Raw genomic sequence first — 17,341 nt, forward strand, 5'->3', positions numbered from 1 at the left:
CTACCCATCGGGGAAGTATTCGGGATCGAAGTCTGCCGCAAGTCCTGTAGGAGCCGGCTTGCTGGCGAAGGCGGCGGGTCAGCCGCAGAGTTGTTGGATGTGCTGACGCATTCGCCGGCAAGCCGGCTCCTACCCATCGGGGAAGTATTCGGGATCGAAGTCTGCCGCAAGTCCTGTAGGAGCCGGCTTGCTGGCGAAAGCGGTGGGTCAGTCACAGAGTTGTTGGATGTGCTGACGCATTCGCCGGCAAGCCGGCTCCTACCCATCGGGGAAGTATTCGGGATCGAAGTCTGCCGCAAGTCCTGTAGGAGCCGGCTTGCTGGCGAAGGCGGCGGGTCAGCCGCAGAGTTGTTGGATGTGCTGACGCATTCGCCGGCAAGCCGGCTCCTACCCATCGGGGAAGTATTCGGGATCGAAGTCTGCCGCAAGTCCTGTAGGAGCCGGCTTGCTGGCGAAGGCGGCGGGTCAGCCACAGAGATGTTGAATGTGCTGACGCATTCGCCGGCAAGCCGGCTCCTACCCATCGGGGAAGTATTCGGGATCGAAGTCTGCCGCAAGTCCTGTAGGAGCCGGCTTGCTGGCGAAGGCGGCGGGTCAGCCACAGAGATGTTGGATGTGCTGACGCATTCGCCGGCAAGCCGGCTCCTACCCATCGGGGAAGTATTCGGGATCGAAGTCTGCCGCAAGTCCTGTAGGAGCCGGCTTGCCGGCGAAGGCGGCGGGTCAGCCGCAGAGATGTTGAATGTGCTGACGCATTCGCCGGCAAGCCGGCTCCTACCCATCGGGGAAGTATTCGGGATCGAAGTCTGCCGCAAGTCCTGTAGGAGCCGGCTTGCTGGCGAAGGCGGCGGGTCAGCCACAGAGATGTTGAATGTGCTGACGCATTCGCCGGCAAGCCGGCTCCTACCCATCGGGGAAGTATTCGGGATCGAAGTCTGCCGCAAGTCCTGTAGGAGCCGGCTTGCTGGCGAAAGCGGTGGGTCAGTCACAGAGTTGTTGGATGTGCTGACGCATTCGCCGGCAAGCCGGCTCCTACCCATCGGGGAAGTATTCGGGATCGAAGTCTGCCGCAAGTCCTGTAGGAGCCGGCTTGCCGGCGAAAGCGGCAGGTCAGCCACAGAGATGTTGGATGTGCTGACGCATTCGCCGGCAAGCCGGCTCCTACCCATCGGGGAAGTATTCGGGATCGAAGTCTGCCGCAAGTCCTGTAGGAGCCGGCTTGCTGGCGAAGGCGGCGGGTCAGCCACAGAGATGTTGAATGTGCTGACGCATTCGCCGGCAAGCCGGCTCCTACCCATCGGGGAAGTATTCGGGATCGAAGTCTGCCGCAAGTCCTGTAGGAGCCGGCTTGCTGGCGAAGGCGGCGGTCAGCCACAGAGATGTTGAATGTGCTGACGCATTCGCCGGCAAGCCGGCTCCTACCCATCGGGGAAGTATTCGGGATCGAAGTCTGCCGCAAGTCCTGTAGGAGCCGGCTTGCTGGCGAAGGCGGCGGGTCAGCCGCAGAGTTGTTGGATGTGCTGACGCATTCGCCGGCAAGCCGGCTCCTACCCATCGGGGAAGTATTCGGGATCGAAGTCTGCCGCAAGTCCTGTAGGAGCCGGCTTGCCGGCGAAGGCGGCGGGTCAGCCGCAGAGTTGTTGGATGTGCTGACGCATTCGCCGGCAAGCCGGCTCCTACCCATCGGGGAAGTATTCGGGATCGAAGTCTGCCGCAAGTCCTGTAGGAGCCGGCTTGCTGGCGAAGGCGGCGGTCAGCCACAGAGATGTTGAATGTGCTGACGCATTCGCCGGCAAGCCGGCTCCTACCCATCGGGGAAGTATTCGGGATCGAAGTCTGCCGCAAGTCCTGTAGGAGCCGGCTTGCTGGCGAAGGCGGCGGTCAGCCACAGAGATGTTGAATGTGCTGACGCATTCGCCGGCAAGCCGGCTCCTACAGGGGGATGTGCGGGATCAGCGGAAATCCCGGCTGCGCACGCTGATGCCGTCCAGCAACGGGCTCAGGTCACTCAAGCGTCCGGCAATCAGGTGGCGCACCTCGCCCTCTTTTTCCCAACGCCCGTCGACCTTGAGCAACTGCGAGCCGACCAGCACCTGTCGCTGCCGGTCGGCCAGGTCGCGCCAGACCACCACGTTGACGTTGCCGAACTCGTCTTCCAGGGTGACGAAGGTCACGCCACTGGCGGTGCCCGGGCGTTGCCGGCCGGTCACCAGCCCGGCGACGCTGACCGGGCGGCCGTGCTCGACCGCCATGAGCTCTTTCGAACTGCGGCAACGCCGGGCTTTCAATTCATCCCGCAGCAGGGCGAGCGGATGCGGCCCGAGGGTGGTGCCGACACTGGTGTAATCGGCCAGCAGGTCCTCGCCCACGGTGGGTTTGGGCAATGCCACCGCGTCTTCCTCCTGGCTCGGCAGCCCGGCAAACAAACCGAGCTGTTTCTGCACCCCCGCCACCTCCCAGCGCGCCCGATGCCGGTCACCGGCCAGCCCGCGCAGGGCCCCGGCATCGGCCAGTTGTTCCTGGGCGCGGGCATCGAGTCGCGCCCGTGCACCGAGGTCGGCAATGTCGATGAAGACCCCCTTGGCACGGGCCGCTTCGATCCGCCGGGCATCGTCCTCGCGAAACCCCTTGATCATCCGCAAGCCCATGCGAATCGCCGGCTGCGCGCCGCTGATCGGTTCCAGGCTGCAATCCCAGTCACTGGCCCGCACGTCGACCGGGCGAATCTGCAAGTGGTGCCGGCGCGCGTCCTGCAGAATCTGGTCCGGGCTGTAGAAACCCATGGGCCAGCTGTTGATCAGCGCACAGGCGAAGGCCGCCGGCTCGTGACATTTCAACCAGCAACTGGCGTAGGTCAGCAAGGCAAAACTGGCGGCATGGGACTCGGGGAACCCGTAGCTGCCAAAGCCTTTGATCTGTTCGAAGATCAGCGCGGCGAACTCGGGCGTATAGCCATTTTTCTTCATCCCGGCGGCCAGGCGATCCTTGTGCGGCTCCAGTCCGCCATGGCGTTTCCAGGCAGCCATGGAACGACGCAATTGATCGGCTTCGCCGGGGCTGTAGTCGGCGGCCACGATGGCGATCTGCATCACCTGTTCCTGGAACAGTGGCACGCCCAGGGTGCGTTTGAGCACGGCCTCCAGTTCCGGGGAGGGATAGGTCTCGGGCTCTTCCTTGTTTCGCCGCCGCAGGTAAGGGTGAACCATGCCGCCCTGGATCGGCCCCGGCCGCACGATCGCGACCTCGATCACCAGGTCGTAGAAGGTCCGGGGCTTGAGCCTGGGCAGCATCGACATCTGTGCCCGCGACTCGATCTGGAACACGCCGACGGTGTCGGCATGGCCGATCATGTCGTAGGTTGACGAATCCTCGGCCGGGATCGTCGCCAGGCTCAGGTCCAGGTGGCGGTGACGACGCAAAAGATCAAAGCAGCGGCGAATCGCGCTGAGCATGCCCAAGGCCAGAATATCGACCTTGAGCAGCCCGACCGCGTCCAGGTCGTCCTTGTCCCACTGGATGATGGTGCGATCGGCCATGGCGGCGTTTTCCACCGGCACCAGGCTGTCCAGGGGCTGCTCGGAAATCACGAAGCCGCCGGGGTGCTGGGACAGGTGCCGGGGGAAGCCGATCAACTGCCCGGTCAGGCTCAGCACCCGGCGCAACACCGGGCTGTCGGGGTCGAAACCGCCTTCGCGCAGGCGCTCCACGGGGGGTGTTTCATCGCTCCAGTGGCCGCAGCAATCGGCCAGGGCATTGACCTGGTCCGGCGGCAACCCCAAGGCCTTGGCCACGTCGCGCACCGCGCCGGCCGAGTGATAGGTGCTGACCACCGCGGTCAGCGCCGCGCGGGTGCGGCCATAACGCCGGAACACGTACTGCAGGACTTCTTCACGCCGCTCGTGTTCGAAATCGACGTCGATGTCCGGCGGTTCGTTGCGTTCCCTGGAGAGAAAGCGCTCGAACAACAGCGTAGTGCGATCCGGATCGATTTCCGTGATCCCCAGGGCAAAGCACACCGCCGAGTTGGCGGCCGAACCACGACCCTGACAAAGAATCCGTTGCTCGCGGGCGTACCGCACAATGTCGTGAACCGTGAGGAAATAGCTTTCATAGCCCAGCTCGGCGATCAGCTCCAGTTCCTTGTCGATCTGCAGCAATACCTTGGCTTGCGGGCCTTGTGGCCAACGCCACGCAATGCCCTGCTCGGTCAGCACCCGCAGCCAGGAGGTGGCCGTGTGCCCCTCGGGCACCAGCTCCCGAGGGTACTGATAACGCAACTGGCCGAGGTCGAACGTGCAGCGCCGGGCGATGTTCAGCGTTTCATCGAGCAATGCTGGCGGATACAGCTCGCCCAAGGCCTCGAGGCTGCGCAGATGGCGCTCGCCATTGGGGTGCAGGCGCAACCCGGCCTCGGCCACCGGCAGGTGATGACGGATCGCGGTCATGGTGTCCTGCAAGGCGCGCCGCCCGCGTGCATGCATGTGCACATCGCCGCTGGCCACCGCCGGGATGCGCAGCGCCCTTGCCAGCCCCAGCAGCTCGTGCAGCCGGCGGCTATCGTCCTGGCCGCGATGCAACTGGACCGCCAGCCACAGCCGTTCGGCAAAGGTCTGCTGCAGCCAGCGACCGGTTTCAACGTCATCGACCGCGTCCGGTACCCATAACACCAACAGACCCGGCATCGGTTCGCTGAAGTCTTCGCGCAGCACCTGATACTGGCCTTTTTGCGTGCGGCGTCGGGCCCGGGTAATCAGTCGGCACAGGGTCTGGTAACCCTCCAGACTTTCCACCAGCAGCACCAGTTTCGGACCGTGGTCGATGCGGATCTCGCTGCCGATGATCAGCGGCAGTTCCACGGATTTGGCCGCTTGCCAGGCGCGAACGATGCCCGACAGGGTGCACTCATCGGTGATTGCCAGCGCTTGATAGCCCTGTTTTTTCGCCCGTTGAAAGAGTTCGAGGGCACTGGAGGCTCCGCGCTGGAAACTGAAGTTCGACAGGCAATGCAGCTCGGCATAATCGATCGTCATGCGAACCAGCCCTGCAGCCATAACGGGCCGCCCTCACCCACCGCCCGATAGGCCCAGCCCTGCTGGCCGGAACGGGTTTCGACCAGGTAGTAATCGCGGCGCACGTCGGCGCCGTCCCACCAACCGGACTCGATGCGTTCCGGCCCCATGAGGATGCGCGTCGAGCTTTCGTGGACCGCCAAGGGTTCGGTCAGCAGCCAACCCGGTCGTTGCACGCCCGACAACTCCGCACAGGGCTGACTGTCGACACTGGCCTGCCACGCACACTCCGGCCGGTGATCGGCCTGGAACCGCAAGCCCTGCACCGCATCATCCCCGAGCCGCGCGCGCAGGCGTTCGCGCAGTTGCTCCCAGGGCAAGGACTGCTGCGGGCGGTCGTCGAACAGTTCCTGATACTGGGGAACGAAGGCTGGCAAGTCTTCGGCGCGCAGACGAAAACCGCGCACCGGGGCCTCGACCCGGACCTGTTCCAGCCGCCCCCGGGCCAGCTCGAAGAGCATCGCCGGATCGCGCTCGGCGCTGAGCAGGCCGACCTTGATCACGCTGTCCGGTAACCCGGCATGTTCCAGGTGCAGGTCAAAGCGCTGCACGCCGCTGTCCCGGCCACAGAGGAAAGCAGCAAGATCACAGGTCAGGCGGCGTAACGGAAACAGCAGCGCCTGATGGGACTGCACATCGAAATTGAGCTCGATGCGCACATCGAACCGGTCCGGCGGCAAGTAGAACGCCAGCGCCAGCCGACGGGCGCCCAGCAGGGCATCCAGGTGCTTGAGCACCTGGGCCTCGAAACGTCGGGCCAGGCTCTGCCGGGGCAACGCCTGCACCTGACTCAGGGTGCGCAAGCCCATGCGCGACAACGCCGTGGCGACCCCCGCCTCCAACCCGATGCGGTCAATGGGCAACTGCCCCAGGTGATACTGCAAGGCTTGATCGTCGGGCACCACCAGACCGTCATAGGCATTGGCCAATACCCGCGCCGCCACCGGGTTGGGCGCGGCAACGATGCGGTGGCGAAACCCCAGCTCGCCCAGTTCGGCGCGCAAGCGTGCTTCGAAGTGCGGCCAGGGCCCGAACAACCCCAGGCTGGATTCGATTTCAAACACCACCGCCCGCGGGTAATGCACGCTGACCTGGGAGCTGAACCGATAGGCCCAGGCGGCGAGAAACTGCTGCCAGTGCTCGATCTCGGCAGCGTCGTATTCCGCCGTGACAAAACCCTTGCTCAGGGCCTGCGCAGCCGTCATCGACTGGCCCGGACGCAAGCCCAGCGCCCGCGCCGAAGCGTTGACCGCCTGCAGCACCCGACGCTGGGCCGGGCCGCTCAGCAGCGCCAGCGGCTCATCGGGGTCGGCGCGCTGACGCAGGACCGCGTCCAGCGCCAATTGCGGGAAGAGAATGCACACCCAGCGCATGGCAACCTCAATGCCCCACCGGGAAGGCAATCGGCGCCGACCGCGCCAACCCGCCCCGGCACTTGAGCACCCGCAACTGCGCAGGCCTGGCGTCGATGGCAATGCGCAAGGCGGCGGGCGAAGGGTTGATGGCTTCATGGATCGAGCGGTAGGCGAATGCCAGGGTCGAGCCGGTTTCCGCCGCCACCTGCAAGCGGCGCAAAGCGCGGTCATCGGCCTTGTGCGGCCAGCACAACACCGCGCCGCAACTGCCCGAACGCAAGCATTGTTCCGCCGCCCACAGCGCATCGCGCTCGCTGGCCTGGATGATCGACAACTGGCGCAGATCGACCCCGGCGCTCTGCCACGCCTGGGGATACGGCACGTAGGGCGGCGCCACCAGCACGATGCGTTCACCCGCCGCCGACAACCGCGCCAGCGCCGGCCATACCAGTTGCAACTCGCCGACGCCCTGCCCGGCCAGGAGGATCTCCGTCAACGCCGCTTCCGGCCAGCCGCCCGTGGGCAAGGCCGCATCCAGCGCGGCATGCCCGGTGGGTTGCGGGCTGGCGGCCGGTGGCGCAGGCCGGCCCCGCCAGACCTGGCCGCCATTGAACAGCGCATCCAACGCAACGACGGCGCCCATCACCCTTGCCTCACCAGACCGCAGAACACCCCTTCGATGGCCAGGTCCTGATCTGCGCGAACGATGATCGGCTGATACGCCGGGTTGCGCGGCAACAGGCGCACGGCATCGCCGACCCGCTCGAAACGCTTGATGGTGACTTCTCCATCGAGCCGCGCCACGACGATCTGGCCGTTGACGGCCTCCGGATTGCGATGCACACCCACCAGGTCACCGTCGAGAATGCCGTCCTCGATCATGGAGTCGCCCCGGACCCGCAACATGTAATCCGGCACCCGGGAGAACATCGACGGGTCCAGCAGCAAGCGGCTGTGCACCTCGGCATCGGCCCCGATCGGCGCCCCCGCCGCCACCCGCCCCAGTACCGCAATGTCCAGCAGCTCGGGCCGCGCCGGTTGCCCGGGCAAGCGAATGCCCCGGGCCTGATGCGCATTGACCTCGATGAAACCGGCTTCGGTCAGCGCCAGCACATGCTTGCGCGCCACGCTGCGGGAGGCGAAACCGAACGCCTCGCTGATTTCAGCGAGGCTCGGGGACTGACCGTGCTCGGCGATTCGCTCGCGGATGAAGGTCAGGATGGCGGTACGGCGGGGGGTTAGAGTCGTCATGGAGTACATTTGTACTCTTTTGGTGTTTTCCTGGCAAGGACCGTCAATCTGCTGTCGGTAGGGTCGATCACGAAACTCGCTCACAGGTTCAGCCGCGCTTGAGTATTTGGTCCATCACCCAATCGGTTTTCAACGCCTCTTCGGCCACCGCCGGATGCCGGGATTCGCCCCGGATATGCGCGTTCATGCCCAGCACGTGATGCCACTGGATGTGGTGGTGATGTTCAATGTGCAGGCTGAGGTGTTCATCCGCTTCAAGCTGAACCGGATGCTCATCGAATACCGAAAAGCTGATCCGCCCTTTGCTGCCGATCACCTCGACCCGGTCCTCGCGCCGATCCGCGACAAAGTTCCAGCAGCCCATGCCCATCGGCCCGCTGGCAAAGCGCCAACTGGCACTGACCGCATCTTCGGCGGCATACAACCCGGCCTGTCGTGCAGTGAAACCGGCAACTTCGACGATGTCACCGAGCAGGTACTGAAACAGGTCCAGGCCATGGCTGGCCAGGTCTGCGAAATAGCCACCACCGGCAATCGCCGGATCGGTACGCCAGTTGCCGGCACCGCTGCGATCCTCTGCCGACGGCGCCTTGGTCAGGGTCCAGCTCAGGTGCCGGACCTCGCCGATTCGCCCCGCTTCCAACCACTGCCGCACCTGCTGGAAACGCGGCAACGAACGTCGGTAATAGGACACGAACAGGTGCAGCCCGGCATCGGCAAAGACCTGTTGCATCTCCCGGCTTTGCCCGGCATTCAGCGACATCGGTTTTTCGACACAGCAATGTTTACCCGCGGCGGCCACTCTCAAGGCGTAGGCGTAATGACTGCCGGGCGGCGTGGCGATGTACACCGCGTCCACCTCGGGATCGTTGATCAACGCCTCGACGTCGGTGTAGGTCCTGGCGATGCCGTGGCGCGCAGCATAATCGGTCACCGCCTCCAGCCGTCGCCCCATCACCGCCACCAGCGCCGAGCCGGGAGCCTTGTAGAAGGCCGGTCCGCTCTTGCGCTCAGCGACGCTGCCACACCCGATCATGCCCCAGCGCACCAGGTTCATATTCACTCCTTGATAATCAGCCGACGCGCAATGCGCGCAAATCCCGAATCCGGCAACGATCCCCTGTAGGAGCTGGCTTGCCAGCGAAGGCGCCCTCCAGCCTTGCAGCGCCCATCACGACGCCTTCGCCAGCAAGCCGGCTCCTACACAGGTAACCGGGCCGTACACCAATCCCGAGTTCGACAACGATCCCCTGTAGGAGCTGGCTTGCCAGCGAAGGCGCCCTCCAGCCTTGCAGCGCCCATCACGACGCCTTCGCCAGCAAGCCGGCTCCTACACAGGTAACCGGGCCGTACACCAATCCCGAGTTCGACAACGATCCCCTGTAGGAGCTGGCTTGCCAGCGAAGGCGCCCTCCAGCCTTGCAGCGCCCATCACGACGCCTTCGCCAGCAAGCCGGCTCCTACACACAGTTCAGCCGACGCGCAATGCGCGCAAATCCAGATGACCATCCTTGAGCGGCGGGCACCAGTAATAGCCGCCCGTGATCGGCCGGCTCATGCGGTACAGACCATCGGTGATGCCGTCTTCCAGGCCGCTCATGCGCCGCAATTGGGCTTCGAACGCATCGAGGGAAAAACCGAAGGCGAGGAACATCAGGCCGGCGCGGTCACCTTCGATCCACGGCATCGAACGACGGACCACGAACGCTTCAGGGGCGAAGCTTTCCTGGGCGGTGCGTTTGACGTGGGCGGAGATCGGCGCATCGTCGAGCTCTTCGTTGTCGCTCAGGCGGCGGCCCATGATGTTGTCCTTCTCATGGGAAGGCATCGCATTGAAGCCTTTGAGGTCGTGCTGCCACTGCTGGATCGCGGCGAAACTGCCTCCCACCAGGCCTTCGGCGCCCTCACCCACCAGCGCGGCGGCCACGGCGGCTTCGTCGTGGGGGTTTTCGGTGCCGTCTTCGTAACCGGTCAGGTCATGCCCGGTGAGGTGGCGGAACGTTTCGTTCATCTGCACCAGGCGCAAGGCCGGGGCCAGGGCGGCTTCGATGGCGTTGCTGCGATTGAGCAACTCGCCACGGTCGACTCCGTGCAACCAGCACCATAGCGCGTGCTGGGTCGACGGGTTGTCGACGCCGACCCCGGTCAGCGCCGGAAAGGGACGCAGGCCTTCGATCTGGCCATGAAGCGCCTTGACCAGGGACTCGCCGAAACCGACCACAACCGACTTGCCGTCCACCAGTTGCATCAAGTTGTCGAGCGCGGCCGGGAGTGCAGCGGTCGATTCCAGTGCGAAGAACATATGACGGGCTTGAGGGGGGACTGGGGTGGCGAGAATGCCCGGCTGGTAGTGGCTCATATGAACTCCTTTGGAAAGAGCGCGAAGTTTACCCCCAGCGTTGGCCGTTGTGTGTTCCCGGGGGTAAAAGAATGCTGGCTCGCCGCACGGCGCAGGGACTTTTAACCAATCAGGACAGGCTGCATGCCGTGGGTCATGACAATCGGTGCAGCGATCTGGTAAAACGTTTCAGCCAGGCTGATCGAACGCGCAGCCTGCTCAGGGTTTCAAACCACTGCGCGACTGGTTTCCACTACTTTCGACAGCCGCGTCGTGATCAGGCCTTGACCTGATCGCAGCGCATGGCGATAACAGACCTTATCCGCATCACCCAATCCAGACGGGGTAGCGACATGACCACAGCACAGATCCTTGGCAACCTGTTTCCCTCTGCCGGCGACATCCCGGAAAAATACCGCCTCGACGGCCAGATCGAGCAGCGTGAATACCTGGTCGACGGTGAGCTGAAAACCTGGTCAGGCGCCCTCGCCCAGGTCCGCAGCCCGGTGTACCTGGCCGGTGCGAGCGGCGACGAACAAGTCATCCTCGGCAGCACGCCATTGCTCGACGCCGACACCGCATTGACCGCCCTCGACGCCGCCGTCCGCGCCTATGACCGGGGTCAGGGGTTGTGGCCGACCATGCGCGTGGCCGAGCGGATCCAGCACGTCGAAACCTTCCTCGGCCGCATGCGCGAACAACGTGAAGCGGTGGTCAAGTTGTTGATGTGGGAGATCGGCAAGAACCTCAAGGACTCGGAAAAAGAGTTCGACCGCACCTGCGACTACATCGTCGACACCATCAACGCCCTCAAGGAACTCGACCGCCGCTCCAGTCGCTTCGAGCTGGAACAGGACACCCTCGGCCAGATCCGCCGCGTGCCCATGGGCGTGGCGTTGTGCATGGGGCCTTACAACTACCCGTTGAACGAAACCTTCACCACGCTGATTCCGGCGCTGATCATGGGCAACACCGTGGTGTTCAAACCGGCCAAACTCGGCGTGCTGCTGATCCGTCCGCTGCTGGAAGCCTTCCGCGACAGCTTCCCGGCCGGGGTGATCAACGTGATCTACGGCAGCGGCCGCGAGACCGTCAGCGCGCTGATGGCCAGCGGCAAGATCGACATCTTTGCGTTCATCGGCACCAACAAGGCCGCCAGCGACCTGAAAAAACTGCACCCAAGACCGCACCGCCTGCGCGCGGCGCTGGGTCTGGATGCGAAGAACCCCGGTATCGTCCTGCCCGAGGTGGACCTGGACAACGCGGTCAGTGAAGCGCTGACCGGCTCCCTGTCCTTCAACGGTCAGCGCTGCACCGCGCTGAAAATCCTCTTCGTCCACGAAGATGTGGTCGAGGCCTTCATCGAAAAATTCAACGCCAGACTCGCCACGCTCAAACCCGGCATGCCGTGGGACAGCGGCGTGGCGCTGACACCATTGCCGGAAGCGAGCAAGGTCGATTACCTGCACTCGCTGGTGGCCGATGCGGTGAGCAAAGGCGCCGCCGTGGTCAACCCCAATGGCGGTGAAGCCCGCGCCTCGTTCTTCTACCCCGCCGTGCTGTACCCGGTGACACCGCAGATGCGTGTCTATCAGGAAGAACAGTTCGGCCCGGTGGTGCCGATCGTGCCTTACCGGCATCTGGACACGGTGATCGACTACGTCCTGGAATCGGACTTCGGCCAGCAGTTGAGCATCTTCGGCACCAACCCGGTGGCGGTCGGCCGGCTGGTGGACACCTTCGCCAACCAGGTCGGGCGAATCAACCTCAACGCCCAGTGCCAGCGCGGCCCGGACACCTACCCGTTCAACGGCCGCAAGAACTCCGCCGAAGGCACGCTGTCGGTACATGATGCGCTGCGGGTGTTTTCGATCCGGACACTGGTGGCGACCAAGTTTCAGGAAACCAACAAGGAACTCATCAGCGATATCATCAGCGGACGCAGTTCGAGTTTCCTGACCACCGATTACATTTTCTGAGGAGATCAAGCCTGAGCACATTCAGAGCCAACCGACTGCCACCACTGCTGCGCCGGATGCTGCGTCCGTTACTGGACCCGTACCGGCGCTATCGCCACGCCAGACTGATCCACGCGGTGCGCGTATCGCTTGGATTGCTGGCCACGATCCTGCTGACCACCGGCATCAACCTGCCCCATGGTGAGTGGGCATCGGTGACGATGCTGGTGGTGATCGGCGGCTTGCAGCATCACGGCAATATCGGCAAAAAGGCTGCCGAACGCGCCATCGGCACCTTGATCGGCGCCGCTGTCGGTCTGGCGCTGGTGGCGCAAGAGGCCTGGCTCGGCATGCCTTGGCTGACCTATTTCGAGATGGCCGTGGTGTGCGGGTTTTTCTCGTACCACGCCATCGGCAAGGGCGGTTACACCGCGCTGCTGTCGGCGATCACCGTGTTCATCGTCGCCGGGCATGGCGACAATCCAGTCACCGACGGGTTGTGGCGCGGGGTCGATATCCTGATCGGCATTGCCCTGGCCCTGGCGTTTTCCTTCGCCCTGCCGCTGTACGCGGTCTACTCCTGGCGCTACAACCTGGCCGACGCTTTGCGCGACTGCGCGGCGATCCACGCCCGCATCATCAATGGCCAGTCGGTCAGCGATGACGAATACCACAAAATCATGGGCCGCCTGAACACGGTGATGCTGCAACTGCGCTCGCTGATGCCGTCGGTGTCCAAGGAAGTGCGGATTTCCATGACCGAACTCGATGCCATCCAGCGCCATCTGCGCCTGTGTATCAGCACCCTGGAAATCCTCGGCAACACCCGGCCGGATACCAACGACCCCGTGGCCATGGCCAATCTGCAATCGACGCTCAAAGCCGAGCATCGGCTGATTCGGGTGCAGTTGATCGGCATGGCCCGGGCGTTGAAATCCGGTGCCACCCAGCGCCTCAGTCGGCCCGCCGAACTGCCGACCGATGCCAGCCTGGATGCCCCGGTCTATAACGCCCTGGACGGCTACCGGTTGCTGAACCGCCAGCTGGCCGCCAACATCGGCCAGATGCGCCAGCGCCTGGCCAAGACCGCGCCGCGCTGGAACATCTGACGCCGGTTCAGGGCGTGACCGTGCGCCGCCATTTCAGGGTCCAGCCCTGCTGCATGCCGGCAGCCGCCAGGAGAATCGCGGCGACACCCAGCCATTGCAGGGGCTCCAGGCGATGGCCGAAGGCAAACCAGTCGACGAAGATCGCCGCAATCGGGTAGATGAACGACAACGCACCGGTCAGTGCCGTCGGCAGTTTCTGAATCGCGCCGTACAGCAGCACATACATCACGCCGGTGTGGACAATGCCCAGGGTCACCAGGCTGGCCCAGGCGCTGGGTGCCTGGGGCAGCGCCGAGAAGTGCGCGAACGGCGCGAGCAGCAGCACGCCGGTGCTGACCTGGATCAGCGCGATCAGGTGCGGCGGCGTACCGGTCAGGCGCTTGATGATCAGCGCGGCAATCGCATAAAGGAATGCAGCGCCCAGCGCCAGGGCGATGCCAACCAGGTAATCATTGCCGCTTTCATTCTGGTCGCCATGGGCGCTGACAATGGCCAACATCCCGAGAAACGAGATGCCCAGCCAGAACAGTTTCTGCAGGGTGATTTTCTCGTTGAGGAATAACGCCGCCAACCCCACCAGCATGAACGGCTGAACGTTGTACACCGCGGTACCGATGGCAATCGAGGCGCGGGAGTAAGACGCGAACAGCAATACCCAGTTGCCGACAATCGCCACGCCGCTGAGCACGGCCAGCAAGAAGGTGGTGCGGGTCAGGATGCCGGGGCGCAGGAAGCCGAATGCCGCGCAAATCAGCAACAAGGTCCCGGCGCCGAACACGCAGCGCCAGAACACCACGTCCAGCACCGGTTGCCCGGACACCAGCACGAACCAGCCGATGGTCCCGGAAATCAGCATGGCGGCGGTCATTTCAAATGAGCCGCGACGTATTGTCTTGTCCATCATCAGACTCCTGTGTGTGAGCCCAAAGTATGCCAATCCGCCCGGGGGCTTCTCCAGCGCAAAAATCAGGCTAAACTCGGTTTCTGCCTTTTTTATCAAGGCGGTTCCGATTAATTGCCTAATCGAGGATTTCGCCATGACCGATGACATCGACCAGGTGCTGATCACCGCCTTGATGGAGGACTCGCGGCGCTCGCTCAAGGCCCTGGCGAACATCAGCGGACTGTCTTCGCCCAGTGTTGCCGAACGCCTGCGCCGCCTCGAAGAACGAGGTGTACTCAAGGGATACACGGTAGAGATCGATCCCAGATGCTTCGGCTATCAACTGCAGGCCATCGTCCGTATCCGCCCGCTGCCGGGTCAGTTGCAGGAGGTGGAGCGGCAGATCCAGGCGATCCCCGAGTTCACCGAATGTGACAAGGTTACTGGGGACGATTGCTTCATTGCCCGGTTGCATGTGCGGTCGATGGAGCAACTGGACACATTGCTTGACCGGCTTAATAGCCATGCTGAAACCAACACGGCTATTGTCAAGAAGACGCCGGTCAAGCGGCGGTTGCCACCGATGGCATGAGTACGCAGCCAGACGGCCGGGGCGTGAGGGGGCGTGCACCGCAAAAGCCAAAGCGAGGCGGCCTACCAGCCGACCTGGCTCCCTGATCCGCACACAATCCAACTGTAGGAGCTGGCTTGCCAGCGAAGGCGCCCTGACAGCCGCCCCATCTCTTCCGACCCTACTCAATCCCCCTGTAGATACCGTCTTGAACCTCACCGGACACTTTCTTCACGAACACCTCAAAACGACAAATCAACGACAACACTGCAAGCCCTGATCCCCCACGACGCTCTACAAAAGCCAATAAAAAAACCCGCCGAAGCGGGTTTTTTACTCAACGCCAGCGATCAGTCATCGCGGCTCATGATGCCGAAGATCTGCAACAAGCTGATAAACAGGTTGTAGATCGATACATACAGGCTGATGGTCGCCATGATGTAGTTACGCTCGCCGCCATGGATGATGGCGCTGGTCTGGAACAGAATGCAGACCGAGGAGAACAGCACGAAACCTGCGCTGATCGCCAGTTGCAGGCCGCTGATCTGGAAGAAGAAGCTGGCAACCACCGCACCCAGCAACACGAAGAAACCCGCAGTGATGAAGCCACTGAGGAAACTCATGTCCTTGCGGGAGATCAGCACATAGGCCGACAGGCCGCCAAACACCAGCGCGGTCATCGCGAAGGCCGAGCTCACGACTTCGGCGCCGCCCTGCATGCCCAGGTAACGGTTGAGAATCGGGCCGAGCAGGAAACCCATGAAACCGGTCAGGGCAAATGCCGACACCAGGCCCCAGGCGGAATCACGGAGCTTGTTGGTCAGGAAGAAAAGGCCGTAGAAACCGATCAGCACCACGAAAATGTTCGGGTAGCCGACACGCATCTGCTGGGCGACATACGCCATCACGCCGCTGAATGCGAGGGTGAGGGCGAGTAAGCCGTAAGTGTTGCGCAGGACGCGGCTAACCTCTAGCTGCTCAGCCTGCACGCTGTTATTAACTGCGTAATCCTGTTCGCGCATGGCGACACTCCTGTTGGTTTGAAACGTTCAGTCGCAAAGATCATAACAGACGCTCTGTAACAAGCTACGAAGAGAGTTTGACAGTGTGTTTCATTCAGGTATTATGGCGCCCGCAACGCAAACGGAGGTGTGGCCGAGTGGTTTAAGGCAACGGTCTTGAAAACCGTCGACTGTAACAGGTCCATGAGTTCGAATCCCATCGCCTCCGCCATCTTTATACGACAAAGCCCTGATTATTCAGGGCTTTGTCGTTTCTGGGGTTTGGTGCACGAGGCAAAGGCAACACCATGGATCGGCTTCATCAGTCTTCTTCTCTCAGCGCATTGATCCGCCCTGATTTTTCTGCGGCCACCAGCGCGGCATGGTCCTTTGCATTTTGATCGGCATAGGCGATGGCAAATTTTCCGATGGCCTGGTCGAATGAATCCGTCTTGCCCAAGTAGCCACTAATAAGAGCCGCATCCCCTGATTTGGCGTGGGCACGGGCGAGGGTAAGACCGCACCACTCGGCGTACATCTTCATTCGTGCGGCGGATATGCCTTCGATGGGCGCTGACATTTTCATGTCTCGCAACTGGCGTACAAAGAAATACCGGCCGTTTTGGCTGCGTGTCCAGCCCAAAAAGATGTCGCTGGAGGACTGCATCAGACGCTGCCCCGTGACTACGCGCTGCCCTTGGTTCTCGTAGTCGCTCTTGCCTGCATAGGGCGCCAGTACCGAGGTACAGGCTTCCTTGAATTGCAGGAGCAAAGGGTGGTTTTCCGCGGAAAAGAACAGACCGACGAAACAATAGGTACCGACGCTGCCGATCCCGACAGCTTTGACGGCAATGTCTTCGAGACGGTAACGATCAAAGAGCACGCGCCGTTCATGGGGCAGCGACAATCGATAATCTTGCAGAGCCAAACGGACGTTCTGCACGAAGCCCTTTTCATACACATGAAACAGTATGGGCGGCTGATCGATCAGCCGCCGACGCCCCCCAACTTCGCTGCTGATCTTGGGATAGAGGTAATCGCCGACACGCATCCTGGCCTTTGCAACCACTTGCTCCCGAACTTTCTTGATTTCAGCATTGGGTGCCATATCGATGATCGATTGGGCATCCAGGTGGTCATACCAGACATCCAGTGGGCTCATCTTCGAAAATTTGCGCAGGCGCTCGCGGTAAGCACGAACGCATTCGGCAGCAATGGCCCGTGCGTCTTTTTCGCTGATTTGGTTATCGCGTGCGGCCACGGCAAAACTGATCGCCAAGCGTTTTACATCCCATTCCCAAGGGGCTGGGAGCGTTTCGTCGAAATCGTTGATGTCAAAAATCAGATTGCGCTCAGGTGTCGCGAACAACCCGAAGTTCATCAGGTGGCAATCCCCGCAAGCCTGCACCGCAATGCCAGTGGTCGGGGTAGTGGCCAGGTCATGCGCCATCAAACCCGCAGCGCCGCGCAAAAAGGTGAATGGACTGCGCAACATGCGCCCGTAGCGCACAGGCACCAGATTGGGCAGTCGATAACGGTTGGACTCCTCGAGGAGATCGATAGGGTCACGGTGTTTGCGCGGTAGTTTCCATACGGCGTGAACCGAATGCGGCAGACGCTCGCGTAATTGCTCACCCGCGTACAGACGCTCCTTGCGCGAGTGAAAGACTAGTTCGTCCCCGTTGCCTTCCGATTGCTTTGTCATGCTGCTGGCAGACTTATTTTTGCGGGGGGACATGTCCACTCCTTTGCTCAACGAAGTCTAACTCGCTTGGACACAGGATCTGGTAAGGCGACTGTTCCATC

The 17,341-nt window shown here is 62.6% G+C and carries 12 protein-coding genes and 1 tRNA gene; 4 read left to right on the forward strand and 9 right to left on the reverse strand.

The annotated features are described in order from the left end of the window. Positions 1 to 1,952 precede the first annotated feature (1,952 nt). The 6 genes from ELQ88_RS20245 to ELQ88_RS20270 all read right to left on the reverse strand — a co-directional run bounded on the left by ELQ88_RS20245 (position 1,953) and on the right by ELQ88_RS20270 (position 10,034). Positions 1,953 to 5,051, reverse strand: a complete 3,099-nt coding sequence (locus ELQ88_RS20245) for an error-prone DNA polymerase (RefSeq protein WP_228761540.1) — start codon at positions 5,049 to 5,051, stop codon at positions 1,953 to 1,955. Continuing rightward, on the reverse strand, positions 5,027 to 6,442 hold the full coding sequence (locus tag ELQ88_RS20250; protein ID WP_138967295.1) for a DNA polymerase Y family protein: 1,416 nt from the start codon (positions 6,440 to 6,442) through the stop codon (positions 5,027 to 5,029). Before ELQ88_RS20250 ends, ELQ88_RS20245 begins: the two co-directional genes overlap by 25 nt. A gap of 7 nt (positions 6,443 to 6,449) precedes the next feature. Beyond that, the gene (gene imuA, locus ELQ88_RS20255; protein ID WP_138967297.1) at positions 6,450 to 7,067 is read right to left on the reverse strand and encodes a translesion DNA synthesis-associated protein ImuA; all 618 of its coding nucleotides are present in this window, start codon (positions 7,065 to 7,067) and stop codon (positions 6,450 to 6,452) included. Continuing rightward, complete coding sequence (lexA, locus tag ELQ88_RS20260) at positions 7,067 to 7,684, reverse strand: transcriptional repressor LexA (protein ID WP_064677362.1); 618 nt, start codon at positions 7,682 to 7,684, stop codon at positions 7,067 to 7,069. The genes imuA and lexA overlap by 1 nt, the downstream gene beginning before the upstream one ends. A 79-nt stretch (positions 7,685 to 7,763) precedes the next feature. After that, complete coding sequence (locus ELQ88_RS20265) at positions 7,764 to 8,732, reverse strand: Gfo/Idh/MocA family oxidoreductase (protein ID WP_138967299.1); 969 nt, start codon at positions 8,730 to 8,732, stop codon at positions 7,764 to 7,766. Between the two features lie 414 nt (positions 8,733 to 9,146). Beyond that, positions 9,147 to 10,034: a Dyp-type peroxidase gene (locus ELQ88_RS20270; RefSeq protein WP_138967300.1), complete on the reverse strand. Its 888-nt coding sequence runs from the start codon at positions 10,032 to 10,034 to the stop codon at positions 9,147 to 9,149. A gap of 332 nt (positions 10,035 to 10,366) precedes the next feature. Between ELQ88_RS20270 and ELQ88_RS20275 the strand changes: the two genes are divergently transcribed. After that, complete coding sequence (locus ELQ88_RS20275; protein ID WP_138967302.1) at positions 10,367 to 11,992, forward strand: NADP-dependent glyceraldehyde-3-phosphate dehydrogenase; 1,626 nt, start codon at positions 10,367 to 10,369, stop codon at positions 11,990 to 11,992. Between the two features lie 56 nt (positions 11,993 to 12,048). Further along, positions 12,049 to 13,080 carry an FUSC family protein gene (locus tag ELQ88_RS20280; protein WP_138967304.1) on the forward strand — a complete coding sequence of 344 codons (1,032 nt, stop codon included), beginning with the start codon at positions 12,049 to 12,051 and terminating at the stop codon, positions 13,078 to 13,080. A 7-nt stretch (positions 13,081 to 13,087) separates the two neighbouring features. Here the strand turns inward: ELQ88_RS20280 and ELQ88_RS20285 are convergent, their stop codons facing one another. Next, positions 13,088 to 13,981, reverse strand: coding sequence for a DMT family transporter (locus tag ELQ88_RS20285; protein ID WP_128872387.1), 894 nt, complete (start codon positions 13,979 to 13,981; stop codon positions 13,088 to 13,090). A 136-nt stretch (positions 13,982 to 14,117) separates the two neighbouring features. Here ELQ88_RS20285 and ELQ88_RS20290 point away from each other — a divergent pair, with 136 nt between their 5' ends. Then, positions 14,118 to 14,555 (forward strand): Lrp/AsnC family transcriptional regulator, encoded by a 438-nt coding sequence (locus tag ELQ88_RS20290; RefSeq protein WP_128872388.1) that lies wholly within the window; start codon positions 14,118 to 14,120, stop codon positions 14,553 to 14,555. Positions 14,556 to 14,884: 329 nt separating this feature from the next. Here the strand turns inward: ELQ88_RS20290 and ELQ88_RS20295 are convergent, their stop codons facing one another. Beyond that, on the reverse strand, positions 14,885 to 15,556 hold the full coding sequence (locus ELQ88_RS20295) for a Bax inhibitor-1/YccA family protein (RefSeq protein ID WP_064677351.1): 672 nt from the start codon (positions 15,554 to 15,556) through the stop codon (positions 14,885 to 14,887). Between the two features lie 123 nt (positions 15,557 to 15,679). On the opposite strand from ELQ88_RS20295, the gene ELQ88_RS20300 reads away from it, so the two are divergent. Then, positions 15,680 to 15,767, forward strand: a tRNA-Ser gene (locus ELQ88_RS20300). A 90-nt stretch (positions 15,768 to 15,857) separates the two neighbouring features. Here the strand turns inward: ELQ88_RS20300 and ELQ88_RS20305 are convergent. Next, positions 15,858 to 17,030 carry a DUF2252 domain-containing protein gene (locus ELQ88_RS20305; RefSeq protein WP_346342822.1) on the reverse strand — a complete coding sequence of 391 codons (1,173 nt, stop codon included), beginning with the start codon at positions 17,028 to 17,030 and terminating at the stop codon, positions 15,858 to 15,860. Positions 17,031 to 17,341: the final 311 nt, after the last annotated feature.

The sequence above is a fragment of the Pseudomonas sp. MPC6 genome, assembly GCF_006094435.1.
Lineage (GTDB): Bacteria > Pseudomonadota > Gammaproteobacteria > Pseudomonadales > Pseudomonadaceae > Aquipseudomonas.